Here is a 13,455-nt window from a genome sequence, read left to right as displayed (position 1 = left end):
TCATTAAAGGATCTTTTTCATTTTGATATTTCCACGTTCGTAAACACCTGCTTCCAGCTCTATTTCTTCAAATCCAAATTTTCTATACAGATGGATTGCCGGCTCCAATTTCGTATTGGAATACAAGATCAGTTCACGAATATCTTGTTGTTTTGCAAATTCAAGGCAATGCTCCATCAATTGATTCCCGATCCCCAATCCCCGCGAATGCTTAGAAACTGCCATTTTTCCCAACTCGAAGATTTCATTTGTCTTTTTCAGAAGTGATGCTGTTCCGACTATTTCTTCTGCATATTTGGCAAAAAAGATAAAACCTCCTTTATCTATGATTTGTCCCTGCGGATCGGAAAGCGAAGCTTTGTCGCCTTCTTCAACATGAAAGTATTCCTCCAGCCATTCGTAATTCAGGGCTTTGAGGTGTTCTTTCAGCTCAGTCGAATACGGGATGATTTCTACTTGCATGCTGCAAAACTAAACAATAATAAAACAGTAGGTGCGCGATTAATTGCGCACCTACATTGTCATTTGCAATTATAAAAGCGCTTGTTCAATATCTTCCCAAATATCTTCCAGGTGCTCCAATCCGATGCTTAACCTTACCAATCCGTCGGAGATGCCAACTGCTTCACGTTCTTCCGGTTTCAATTTACTGTGTGTTGTTGATGCCGGATGTGTTGCAATACTGCGGCTGTCACCCAGGTTTGGCGTCAGGGAAAATAAGTTCAGCTTATCGAGGAATCTTCTTCCTGCTTCCAAACCTCCTTTGACCTGGAAGGTGACAATTCCTCCTCCAAATTTCATTTGGTCTTTCGCAATTGCCTGCTGCGGATGTGAATCCAGGAAGGGATATTTTACCCAGGCTACCTGTTCGTTTTTTTCCAATCGCAGGGCAATCTCGTATGCTTGTGAACAGTGTTTCTCCATTCTCAAATGCAAAGTTTCCAGTGACTTCGAAAGTATCCAGGCATTGAAAGGTGACAATGCAGGTCCGCTGTGACGGGCAAATCCCTGAATTTGTGCGATGATATCTTTGGTTGACACGATCAATCCTCCGAGTACTCTTCCCTGCCCATCCATGTATTTGGTAGCGGAATGGATCGCAATGTCAGCACCCAATTTCAAAGGCTGTTGCAAAACCGGTGTTGCAAAACAATTATCGACCACCAACAAAACATTTTTTGCTTTACAAATTGCAGCCAATTTTTTGATATCGATAATATCCAGGCCCGGATTGGAAGGTGTTTCAATGTAAACTATTTTCGTTTCCGGTTTGATTGCTTTTTCATATCCATCGTAGTCGATTGCATCAACATAAGTGGTTGTAATTCCCCATTTCGGAAGAATGTTTACAAATAACTGGTGTGTAGAGCCGAAGACAGATTTGGAGGAAACAATGTGATCGCCTTTTTGGAGCAGTGCCGCAAAAGTGGTAAAAACCGCCGCCATTCCTGTTGCTGTTGCCCAGGCCGCTTCCCCGGCTTCCAGTAGCGCTACTTTCTCCAGTAATTCGTCTACATTCGGGTTGGAGTAGCGGGAATAGATATTTGCTTCAATTTCGTCTGAAAATGCCGCCCGCATTTGCTCTGCATCGTCAAATACATAACTGGAGGTTAAATATAAAGGAACACTGTGTTCCGCTTCTTGTGAGCGTTCGTTTTGTATCCGGATCGCTAAAGTTTCGTTTCTGTAATTACTCATGATTGATGTCTGACTTCTGTTTGAATGTTTATTTCAGGATTTAGGGAAGCGGAAACCGAACAATACTTTTCGTGGCTCAGTTTCACTGCCGCCGCTGCTTTTTCAAGGTCTACTTCTTTATTAAAAACGAATACCAAATGGATGATCTCAAAAGAAGCCGGAACTGCATCTTTACGGTTAGCATCAATGCTTACTTCGTAATAGGTCACTTCCTGACGTTGTTTTTGCAGGATCAACAGCACATCAATTGACATACATCCGGCAAGAGAACTTGCCAGTACTTCCATCGGGCGCATTCCTTTATTCTTACCTCCTATTTTCTCTGTTGCGTCCATTTTTATGGAAATCCCGGACTCGTTAGTTGCTTCCAATACAAAGGGAGATTCTACTAGTTTCAATGCTAATTTCATGACAATTCTTCTATTAATTCCGTGGTTCCTGAAGCTGAAAACCGGGATTTATCGTTTAAGGTCACACTGTCGGGAATTACAGCCAGGAAATAATCTGAAACATCGTTCCAATCCAGTTTTTGAATTTCGGAGTACGTAACGATTCCGATCTTATAACTGTGTGATTGTCCGGAATATGTTTCCAGTGTTTCTGTAAATTCGACCTGGTCCAGTTTTTCCTGGGTTGTTGCGCTCAGGTAGACTTTTAGCGAGAAATCATTCTCGAAATTCAGAATTTCTTCGGTTTTTGATTTCTTGTATTCGTATGCATAATCGAATTGCAAAGCCGAGATATCAGAAAGTACAGCACTTGCTGTGGGGTGGCTTCCCGCACCTTTCCCAAGAAATAATTGTTTGTCGGAAAACAAAGCTTCTACTACTACCGCATTGAACTCATTTTCTACATTGAATGCGAAGTGGTTATTCGGGATCAAATGCGGGGCCACAAAACCAATCACCTGGTTATTGATGCGTGTTCCGAAAGCCAGCAATTTGATTTTCAATCCTTTTTCACGTGCGTAAACCGCATCCCAGTCTTTCAATTGGCGGATCCCGTAATTCCAAACCTCATCTTGTTTAGCGGTAAAGCCAAAAGCATGCTTGAGCAGCAATACCAGTTTGTATTTAGCGTCGAAACCATCCACATCAGAAGTTGGATCTAGCTCTGCAAAACCAAGGTCCTGGGCATTTTTAAGCGCTTCTTCGAAAGACTCGCCTTCACCGGTTTTTGTCAGAATATAGTTTGTTGTACCATTCACGATCCCGTTGATATTTGACAGGGAATCGTTATTGTAGTATTCTTCCAGGTTGCGGATAATCGGAATAGAACCTCCTACCGAAGCTTCATACAGGAAAGAAACATTATTCTCTTTCGCCAGGGAAACCAACTCATCCAGGTAATAGGCGATCAATTTTTTATTGGCTGAAACCACATGTTTTCCAGCTCTCAGAGCGCGTGTCACAATTTCATAGGCGGCTTCGTAATCGTTGATCAATTCTACAACTACATTAATCTCTTCATCATTTAGAATGCGATTTGCATCCGTGCTGAAATAGCCGGAATCAATAATCCGTTTTTTGCTCAGATCTTTAATGACAATGTGTTTGATCGATGCCTGAAGAAGCGTTGTTTTGTTCAATACTTCGTATAAACCGGTTCCTACACATCCGAAACCAAATAATCCTATTGTTAGTTGTTTTTTCATCTTAGTTAATCTTTAAAAATTGTTTAATGTAGTTTGTTAATGTTTCAGTTTCTACCAAAAATCCGTCGTGCCCAAAATCGGATTGCAAACGGATAAGTCTCGCGTTTTGCAGTTTATCTGCTAGTTCTTCCTGCTCTGAAATCGGGAATAATAAATCCGAATCAATCCCGATCACCAAAGCAGGCATGCGACATCGTTCCACTATTTTTTCGTCACGCCCCCTGAATACATTGTGCGAATCCATTGCTTTCGACAGGTACCAATAACTGAATGCATTGAAGCGTTTCGCCAGCTTTTCGCCCTGGTATTTTTGATAGGAACTTGCTTTGAAATGGTCAAATGCCTCATCGTTCTCTTCACTTTGAGTGATTTTATACCCTTCATAAGTTCTGTAACTCAGCATTCCAATTGCACGAGCAGCTTTCATACCTGCTTCCCCTCCATTTGGTTGTTTCTGATAAAAGGTCGGATCTGCCTGAATGGCCATGCGTTGAGCTTCGTTGAAAGCTATTCCGAAAGGTGAATGTTTTAAATTGGTTGCAATTGGAATGATATGCTCAATTTTTTCCGGAATCATTAAAGACCATTCCAGGAGCTGCTGTCCGCCCAGGGATGCCCCGATCAAAACATGGATGCTTTCGATATTCAGTTCTTTCCGGACCAGTTCCAACCCATTCACCATATCGCGAATGGTCAGCACCGGAAATGCATCAAATTTCTCATCATACGGAAGTTCTTCACTCAAAGGACCTGTTGATCCGTACGCACTTCCCGGAACATTTACGGCAACAATAAAATACTCTTCCGGATCGAAGCACTTTCCTTCGCCGAATAAATCGCCCCACCACTCCTGCACACGGTGATTTCCCGTAAGCGCATGGCACACCCAAATTACGTTTGAACCTTCCTCGTTCAACTGGCCCCAGGTTTGGTAGGCCAAAGACAGGTTTGAAAGTTTGCTTCCCGACTCTAATCGGAATTCAGAACCCAATGAAAAAATATGTTGCAATGGCTGTAATGCCTTTTCGCTTTCGCGAACCGAATAACTTGTTGACATGAAAAAATATGTTGTAAATAAAAACTAGAATTGACTGAGGAATTAACAACAGCAACAACAACACATTTGATCGAAAGAAAAATAAAGGGATTTTATCCGAAGGCCCGGATGATACTTAGAATTGTAAACGTTTGCTCTTTTCATAACACACTATTTATATTCGTCCGATACACTTTGCATCAAACTCGGAAGTTGGCACCGGTTTTCCAATCCCGACGTTTACAGTCGTGACTTAAAGTTGGTTGCCAGAGGGTCAAAAAGTCCGTCTCTCGCCTCTTCTGTATAAACTATTTGTATTTCTCGCTTAGAATTACGGCACATCGCTTGTGCAATAGCTTCAGCGACGGCACAAAGATTCTTAAAAGAAATTGATAAATGCAAATTCTTTTTGAAAAAATTAAAAATTGAGAATCGCTTCCTGAGCTATCGGGATAGAAAGAAGACTGTGAAGCCCTTATCAATTTTATCGTTTATGGGTATTGGAAATGGTTTTAGAATTTTAGAATTCGCGTGTTCGCGTGTTCGCTAAATTACGAACAGTGGTTGGAGTCCTAAAAATTGAAGTTTATTTTTATAAACCTCTAATATCCAAAATTCTAAGTAACACACATGATTCTGTAATATTCCGTCTTACCCTCCTAATCCTTGAAATCCTAAATTAGCACTCCGAAATATTCACCGAAATGTTTGTTGCCAGTCCACCGTCAGACGTTTCCTTGTATTTCTCATTCATATCCAAAGCGGTTTCCCACATGGTTTTGATTACTCCATCCAAAGAAACTTTTGCTGTATCCGGATTTCCCTGTAAAGCGAGCTGACAAGCCGTAATAGCTTTTATGGCTCCCATGGTATTGCGTTCAATACAAGGAATTTGAACCAATCCACCGATCGGGTCACAAGTTAATCCCAGGTGATGCTCCATCGCAATTTCAGCAGCCATCATAGCCTGATCCGGATTCCCACCCAAACATTCTGTTAAAGCAGCCGCTGCCATAGCCGAAGAAACACCGATTTCAGCCTGGCAACCACCCATTGCAGCAGAAATTGTAGACCGCTTTTTGAAAATACTTCCAATCTCAGCGGCAACGGTCATAAAACGGATAATATCTTTATCGTCCGTTCCACCGGCAAAGCAGACATAATACATCAAAACCGCAGGAATTACTCCGGAAGCTCCATTCGTAGGAGCTGTAACAACTCTTCCGAAAGCAGCATTTTCCTCGTTTACTGAAAGCGCAAAACAACTTACCCAGTTTAGTGTATTTTGGAAAATATTGCTCGTTGACTGGATTTGCTTAATAAAATCCTTTGAGTCTTTACAGGCGATTCCGTTCAACAAACGTCTGCTCATTTCATAAGCGCGTCTTTTCACGTTCAATCCTCCGGGCAGTGTACCTTCCGTATTTACCCCTCTGTAGACACATTCGCGCATAACATCCCATATTTCCAAACAACCTGCAAAGGTTTCTTCCTGTGTTCTCCAGGTCGATTCATTTCGCAGTACGATTTCAGAAATACTAACCTCTTGTTCATCGCAATATCTTTTAAGATCCGCAGCCGTTTCAATAGGAAATGGCAATTGTACGGAATCAGCTGATTTTGTTTCTTCTTCGCCCTCTTTCACGACGAATCCGCCGCCTACAGAATAATAGGTGTGTGATTCCTCCGAGCCATCCATCATAAAAACCGTTAAAGTCAAAGCGTTCGGATGCCCGGGAAGTGATTTATCAAAATGGAAAATCAGGTCTGTCACAGGGTCGAATGTAATAACATGTTCCCCACAAATTTCAAGTGTTTTTGTTTGATGAATCCGTTCAAATTTCGGATCGATGGTATTCACAGCAATTGTAACAGGATCTTCCCCCATTAATCCAAGCAGAACAGCAATATCTGTCCCGTGTCCTTTACCTGTTTTGGCTAAAGATCCATATAAATCCACATGGATTCGTTTGATCTCTTTGATCCCGGGATTTGTTTTATATAAATTGATGAATTGCTGTGCTGCTCTCCAGGGGCCCATAGTATGCGAACTTGAGGGACCTACTCCGATCTTGAAAATATCAAAAACACTAATTTGTTCCATTGGGTGAGTTTACTGAAGCAAGGTTAAGCAAAGAAATTACTATACCTGCTATTGCAAAGGTAAGTTTTCATAAGTGAATTGTTAAGAATTCTGAGTTAAATAGCCCGAAATAAAACGTTTTAATTAGATTCTTAGAATTACCTCACAAAAACCCATTCGGAAGGGGAAGACTGTTTTTCATCGAACGAATAACCATCTACATGATAGCTTTTCAGATCCTCCGGGTTAGTCAGTTCATTCTGGATAATGTATCTGGCCATTGCGCCCCGGGCATGTTTTGCAAAGATCATAACCACTTTATATTCACCGTTCTTAAATTCTTTAAATACGGGGGTCACAACCGGATTTTTGACTTTCTTCCATAAAATGGCTTTATTGTACTCATTGGAAGCAAGATTGATAATCGCTTCTCCTTTTTCGGTTTCCTTTAAAAGTGATTTGGTTAGTTTATCTCCCCAAAACTGGTAAAGGTTTGAGATTCCCTCTTTGACCTCCCATCTGGTTCCCATTTCCAGGCGATAGGGATGAATCAAATCCATTGGTTTCAGAAGTCCGTACATTCCGGATAAGATCCGAAGGTCTTTTTGAGCTTTTTCCAATTCTTTTTCGGAAAGTGATTCTGCTTCTAATCCTTTATAGACTTCTCCGGTAAACAGAAATACTGCAGGTCTGACTTCATCCGTTGGTTCAGGGGATAAATACCAGGATTTATTCCTGTTCACATTTAACTCGGCAATGTCTTTTGAAACATGCATCAATTCCATGATGTCCTTTGCTTTCATTTTTTTCAGCTTTCCGACAAGGGCTTTTGCTTCTTTGGAAAATGCAGGTTGTGTGAAATCAAATTTGGGGAATTGACAATTTTCGTTGATTGACTTTGCAGGAGAAATGAGAACTTTCATAATTGGATTTTGATTTGCTCAAAAATACGTTGAAAAAATCGAATTGGTTTTCATTCATCAAGTTGAATATAACAAAAATCGCCTCAATCCCGTAAGAACGGGACTGGGCGATTTCAACGCTATGAACAGTGTTTAGGTGTCTCTATTATTTCAGTAAGGTAACGTGTCCTATCAATTCAGTTTTGTTATCGTTCGACAAGTTCTTAACCTTAATTTTCCAGATATATGTTCCGTCCAGCAGTTTTTTATCGTGGTAAGTTCCATCCCATCCTTGTTCGTAATTCAAAGATTCGAAGATAAGCTCCCCCCATCTATTGAAAATGGAAAGGTGATAACTGTTCACGTCAAATCCTGAAGTTAAGATTGGTTTAAAAACGTTGTTGAATTCATCACCATCCGGTGAAAAAGCATTCGGAACATAATAAATCAAATCTTCCCCTACATGAATTGTTTTGAAAGTTGTATCCCTGCAGCCATCGCTACTGATGGCAACTAGAATAATGTCGTAATACGCAGATTCTTCGTCCGGGAAAACATGTGTCGGATTTTCAGCAGTGCTTCCCATACTTCCATCGGAAAAATCCCAGGAATAAGTTACCGCTCCGTACGAATTATTAAACAAGTTCACAAAAGTATTGGAAGTCTCCAGTTCTGTCGGTGTCATATTGAAGTCAGCAATCGGATTAGGATACACACATAAAAATGCCGGTTTCGTAGCTGTATTCGTACATCCTTCAGGAGTTGAAACAGTCAATGTAACATCATAACACCCTGGATTTCTTAGCTCCATATCAACCGTACCGCAACCAAAGTATTCCGCCCCGTTGGATAAAGTCCACTGGCAATTAGTCAAATTCCCGGTTGAAAGGTTTGTAAGTGTTGTGATGAGGGGAGAACATCCCGCTATTTCTGTTGCAGAGAAATCCACCTGAGGAATCGGAACCACAGTTACCTGGATTACATCCGTATTTTTACAACCATTGATATCCGTTCCTTCTACCGTATAGCTGAGTGTTGTTGCGGGATAAAAAGGAACGCCATTGATTACGTTATTGTCCCACACATAAGTTACCGCTCCCTGGCCATTCAAAGTTGTTGCTTCTCCGTCACAGATCGGATAATCAGCTCCGGCTGTTACATTCGGTAAATCCCATACACGGACCATTACGTCATCCCCCACCTGATTGGTACACATAGAAACGGAACCTTCCTGTACGGATATTAATTCATAGGTAAAATCTCCCGGAGCATTCGTAGGCACTGAAATAGTTGATTGCCCGGACATAGAAACCAAAGTCTGAGGTGCACCACCGTTTATGGAATAAGTGAATGTGAACGGCGAAACTCCATTTGTACCCTGGAAAGTCACAATCGGCTGATTTTCGTTCAGACATAAACTGGTATCTCCTGCTATACTCGCATTCGGAAGAGGATTTACATTAATCGTTACTGTACCGGCCTGATTGTTTACACAAGCAGTTGAAGAACCATCCTGAACACTGACTAAATTATAGACAAAGTTCCCAACGGTATTTGTAGGGACCGTTATTACAGCATCATTACTACCGTTCGGGGTTGTTACGGTTTGTTGTACTCCATTCAGTGTGTAAGTAAATGTGTACGGTCCGACAGTATTTCCCCCGGTAAAAGTGACCTGGGGTTGATTGGAAAACTGGCAGATTGTGGCATCTCCTGTTATTGCTGCAGTAGGAAGATCATTTACTGTAATGTTCACAACTCCAGCCTGCTGATTCAAACAAGTAGTCGTACTCGCATCTTCTACACTGATCAAACTATACTGATGAGTTCCGGCTGGATTCGTTGGAATGGAGATGGTAGCAACTCCGGCCGCATTAGATACTACTTGCACAGGTGCACCACCATTATATGAATAACTAAATGTATACGGCGCTGTTGCACCTGATCCAGTGAATGTAACTGTTGGCTGTGCATCATTCAAACAAACTGTTGCATCTCCTGAAATAGCAGCTGTCGGTATCGGATTTACAGTCAACACTCTGACGTCAGTATTAGTACATCCGGCTGCGCTTGTCCCTGTGGCAGTGTAACTGGTGGAACCAAGAGGTGGCGTTATAACAGTTCCGTTAGGTGTATTTGCTCCCCAAAAATAGTTCACGGCATTTCCTGTTGCAACCATAGGCATTTGATCGCCTTCACAAACAGAAGCATCCGCACCTGCATCAACAGTTGGTAATGCATGAATTGTTAACTGGGTTGTGGTAACGGCATAACAAGGTACGCTCGGCGTAAAGGAAATTGTATACAGTTGTGAAGTTGTTGTAGTACTGGTAGATAAGTCCAGAACTCCTGTATTCGCATTAATGGTAACTGTAGCCGGTGCCACACTATAGGTTCCTGCCAAAGGCGTAGAAAGTGTTGGTGACGGATCTGCCGCGTCCATACAGTATTCCGTATTCGGATATGTTAATGTGTATGGGTTGGATGGATTCACTGTTACAATCACCTGATCTGTTGCAGGGCAACCATTCAAATCGATCCCGTTGACAGTATACGTTTGTGTGGTTGTAGGAGCAAATGCTACTCCATCGGTTACTCCGTTATCCCAAACAAAATTGGTACCTCCCGCTCCGTTTAATGTTACATTTTGCCCTTCACAAATTGTCTGGTCTGGTCCGCCGTTAATAACAGGAGTATATACATTTACGGTAAGTGGCTGCGACTGACATAAGAGAACTCCATTGTTGTCATACAATCCAGCTACAATGACGGTATCACTGTTAATCGGAATTGTAATGGTATTTGAAGACGGAGTGTTAGTTCCGGGGATATCCCAGCCGATATTGGTTGTCAAACAAGGCCCCGCATTAATAAAAATGTTATCCAACCCCCAGTTATCACAGCATCCTCCTGACGAATTGGTCTGGATCCATCTGAACATGGTATTCGTTGTTGCAGCTACGGCAGGAATAGGAATAGAGAATTGTCCCCAGTTCGTATAAGCGGTTGCTCCATTGATAGATGCATTTCCTCCGGGATTTGCTCCCAGCTGAAAGCCCCACGGACTGAAATAAACAAATTCTATCCAGGTAGCACCACCATCGATGCTGTACTGAATGGAAACTCCTTCATCCTGCTCATCGGGTCCTTCACATGGAACAGCTCCCCCCTGAATAGCGTATCTCATTTCAAAGTCCAAGGTACCTCCCGAACACACGTCAAAATTATCTGTCGTAATCTGTGGTGTTCCAGCAGCTGTTGAAGCCCAGAAATAAGGCGTATTGTCTAATGAATTCCCGCATAACACACCATAGTTTGCAGTTCCGGAAGTTGACCATCCAGCAGGTAGCGCGTTGTTATTGAAATCAAAGAATTGGTTTGACTGCGTTACAGTTCCGGTAGCAGTTAGAGTTATGACAGTCCCCGGACAAACTGTTAATGGATTAGGTCCGGCTATAGAGACTTCACATGTTTGAGCATACCCGGTAAGTACACCGAGCAAACACATTATTAGTAATGTTGCTTTCATAGTAGTTCAGTAAATATTAATAAGTTTCTAAGTCGAATAATTCTATAAGGAGAGCTCTTATTTATTCAACTACCAGATTTTCAATTCGCAATTCCTGGAAATTCCAGGCTCCCGAAAAATTCGGATTACGTAAGTAGACTTTAGTTTTGTCATCAGATGCGCAGGAAGCAGCATAAACCTGATTAGGCGACAAACTAACATAGTAGAGGCTTTCATCACTTCCGTTGCATCCGGAACATCCTTCTGCAAATTGAGTGACGATATTAAATCCGACATGCAATGGATTACTTGTCAGGTTCTCAATTTTTAAAAAAGCAAATTGATAAGCTTGTTTTCCCAATTCAACGTCACATTGCCCATCCACGTAGGAAATTTTTAATTGTGGAGTAGTAACGAGCGGATGCTCCTCCTGTGAAAACGCTGTCGAACAAAAAAGAACGCTTACAGCCATACTTTTTGCCCATGTGAACAGATCCCTTTTCATAATCTAACAGTTAGTAGTCATTGGTCTATTAGCAGACAAATGGTTTATTAATAGATGTGTGTTTTAAATAACTCCTCAGTAGTAATTTTAGTCAAAGTCATCTATTTTCAAGACTCCTTTACAGACTAAACAGTCAGTCCATTTTATCAAAACGCAACAGCTGGTTATAATTCTACCAGTTTAGTCGAATATTAAAGGTTTGTAGAAATAATTCATTCAAAATGAACTATTATGGTTTCAGAGGGTTCTCAAAGGAACTATAACAAAGATATAATAATTTGTGAATTACGCAAGTAAACCGTCAATTATTATTCTAAAAAGTTTGGGTGACTGGGATATTATGGCTAAAAACTTATGTTATGAAATTCATAAATTGATTCATCGGTTCATCGCTATATATCGATGTTCCAATATCCGAATTTTTCAATATCCGAATATTGAGATTTTTAATTTTTTAGAGTTTGTTGTATTGCAACAAATGAACTTTTTATCTAACTTAAAGTAAAAGCCTCTGCTTATTCATTCAATTTAAATCGATTATGGGAGCATCAAAAGACAACAATTACACGCATGAAGAAGTACTTATGTCTCAATTCGGAAGAGCTATGGCTCATCCTGCAAGATCAAGAATGATTAACCTGTTAAAAGAGAATAAGTCTTTTAGAAATACGGATATGTGCAAAGAACTGAAAATGGGCGTCTCTTCCGTTCACGCTCATATTAAAATTTTAAAAGAAGCCGATCTTATTCATGTAGAGTATGCCACTCACGAATACCACATTACCCTTCACCAGGAAAACTTTCAATTGTATTACAACCTATTGACTTAAGCCCTACTTCCAGCCAAAATGCTTCTCAGCTTCATCAACAATCTGTCCGCCGATGGCTAATGACGCTGTAGCTGCCGGAGATGGTGCATTCAAAACATGGATGGAGTTTTCATGAAACTCGAAACGGAAATCGTCACGCGTATCACCGTCTTCAGCCAACAGCAAAGCTCTAACCCCTGCCCTTCCGGGATGAATATCTTCCATGGTAAGCGAAGGAATAATTCTTTGCAGTGTTTTCAGGAATAAACGTTTGGAAAATGCTCTGCGGTATTCATCAATCCCGAATTTCATATTATTGAAGAATAATTTCCAGGTTCCTTTATATGTCAATGCGTCAAAAGTATCTTTCATAGAGAAATCGGTCTTGCCATAACCTTCACGCTTGAATGTAAACACGGCATTCGGGCCGCATTCTATCTCTCCGTTCGTCATTCGCGTAAAATGTACTCCCAGGAAAGGAAAATCCGGATTAGGAACCGGGTAGATCAGGTTTTTCACCTTGTGTTTTGCCTCCTCGGTTAATTCGTAATAATCTCCACGGAAACCAACCACTTTCTCTTTCAGTTTTACACCGTCTTTTTTAGCCAGACGATCAGCCTGCAATCCTCCGCAGAAAATCAGGTATTTCGCTTCGATATTGCCTTTATTGGTTGCAATGATCGTTTTTTCTGCCGAACGTTCAATCCCTACTACTTCATGACTCAGCTTCATAGCACTTTTTGGCTGCATCGAAAGTGCAATCTCGGCCATTTTTTCGGTCGCTCCGCGAAAATCAATAATTCCCGTACAAGGAACCCAAATCCCTCCAATGCTTTCAACGTAAGGTTCGATTTCCTTCACGCGTTTTGCATCAATCATTTCAATTCCTTCGGTATTATTAGCCAACCCGTTCTGGAAAATCTTTTCCATATTAGGCAATTCAGACTGATCAACGGCTACAACCACTTTCCCGCATACATCATGTGCAATGTGGTGTTCTTTAGCGAAAGCCACCAATTCATGGCGACCCGAAACGCAGTTTTTTGCTTTTAACGAACCAGGTTTGTAGTACAATCCACTGTGGATTACACCTGAATTATTTCCTGTTTGATGATCCGCAAGCTTTGCTTCTTTCTCAATCAAAACAATCGCTAAATCCGGGTAACGTTTTTGCATTTTGTAAAGTGTCGCTGCACCTACTATTCCACCTCCGATAATTGCTACATCGTATGCCATGAATGTGTAAATTTTCTGCAAATG

Annotated in this window: 11 protein-coding genes and 1 riboswitch; of the genes, 1 reads left to right on the top strand and 10 read right to left on the bottom strand. The window is 41.2% G+C overall.

All coding sequences use genetic code 11. The features are described from left to right. Positions 1 to 3: 3 nt before the first annotated feature. The 9 genes from QZT69_RS15365 to QZT69_RS15325 form a co-directional block, all read right to left on the bottom strand. A complete protein-coding gene (locus QZT69_RS15365; protein WP_294677023.1) occupies positions 4 to 462 on the bottom strand; it encodes a GNAT family N-acetyltransferase in 459 nt (152 codons plus the stop codon). A gap of 69 nt (positions 463 to 531) precedes the next feature. Further along, on the bottom strand, positions 532 to 1,698 hold the full coding sequence (locus tag QZT69_RS15360; protein WP_294677022.1) for an O-succinylhomoserine sulfhydrylase: 1,167 nt from the start codon (positions 1,696 to 1,698) through the stop codon (positions 532 to 534). Continuing rightward, the gene (locus QZT69_RS15355) at positions 1,695 to 2,108 is read right to left on the bottom strand and encodes an OsmC family protein (RefSeq protein WP_294677021.1); all 414 of its coding nucleotides are present in this window, start codon (positions 2,106 to 2,108) and stop codon (positions 1,695 to 1,697) included. Before QZT69_RS15355 ends, QZT69_RS15360 begins: the two co-directional genes overlap by 4 nt. After that, positions 2,105 to 3,352, bottom strand: coding sequence for a homoserine dehydrogenase (locus QZT69_RS15350; protein ID WP_294677020.1), 1,248 nt, complete (start codon positions 3,350 to 3,352; stop codon positions 2,105 to 2,107). Before QZT69_RS15350 ends, QZT69_RS15355 begins: the two co-directional genes overlap by 4 nt. A gap of 1 nt (position 3,353) precedes the next feature. Next, positions 3,354 to 4,409: a homoserine O-acetyltransferase gene (gene metX / locus QZT69_RS15345; RefSeq protein WP_294677019.1), complete on the bottom strand. Its 1,056-nt coding sequence runs from the start codon at positions 4,407 to 4,409 to the stop codon at positions 3,354 to 3,356. 151 nt (positions 4,410 to 4,560) lie between these two features. Next, a riboswitch (SAM riboswitch) is annotated at positions 4,561 to 4,698 on the bottom strand. 369 nt (positions 4,699 to 5,067) lie between these two features. After that, positions 5,068 to 6,492 carry an L-serine ammonia-lyase gene (locus tag QZT69_RS15340; RefSeq protein ID WP_294677018.1) on the bottom strand — a complete coding sequence of 475 codons (1,425 nt, stop codon included), beginning with the start codon at positions 6,490 to 6,492 and terminating at the stop codon, positions 5,068 to 5,070. A gap of 137 nt (positions 6,493 to 6,629) precedes the next feature. Then, a complete protein-coding gene (gene yaaA / locus QZT69_RS15335; RefSeq protein WP_294677017.1) occupies positions 6,630 to 7,394 on the bottom strand; it encodes a peroxide stress protein YaaA in 765 nt (254 codons plus the stop codon). A 145-nt stretch (positions 7,395 to 7,539) separates the two neighbouring features. Then, complete coding sequence (locus QZT69_RS15330; protein ID WP_294677016.1) at positions 7,540 to 10,902, bottom strand: gliding motility-associated C-terminal domain-containing protein; 3,363 nt, start codon at positions 10,900 to 10,902, stop codon at positions 7,540 to 7,542. Positions 10,903 to 10,963: 61 nt separating this feature from the next. Further along, complete coding sequence (locus QZT69_RS15325) at positions 10,964 to 11,386, bottom strand: hypothetical protein (protein WP_294677015.1); 423 nt, start codon at positions 11,384 to 11,386, stop codon at positions 10,964 to 10,966. 539 nt (positions 11,387 to 11,925) lie between these two features. Between QZT69_RS15325 and QZT69_RS15320 the strand changes: the two genes are divergently transcribed. Beyond that, a complete protein-coding gene (locus QZT69_RS15320) occupies positions 11,926 to 12,216 on the top strand; it encodes a helix-turn-helix domain-containing protein (protein WP_294677014.1) in 291 nt (96 codons plus the stop codon). A gap of 3 nt (positions 12,217 to 12,219) precedes the next feature. On the opposite strand, the gene lhgO is transcribed toward QZT69_RS15320, so the two are convergent. After that, entirely contained in the window at positions 12,220 to 13,431 is a 1,212-nt protein-coding gene (gene lhgO, locus QZT69_RS15315; protein ID WP_294677013.1) for an L-2-hydroxyglutarate oxidase, read from the bottom strand. Between the last annotated feature and the right edge of the window lie 24 nt (positions 13,432 to 13,455).

This window comes from uncultured Fluviicola sp. (assembly GCF_902168135.1).
GTDB lineage: Bacteria > Bacteroidota > Bacteroidia > Flavobacteriales_D > Crocinitomicaceae > Fluviicola.
This window is presented reverse-complemented; position numbering and strand designations above follow the sequence as displayed.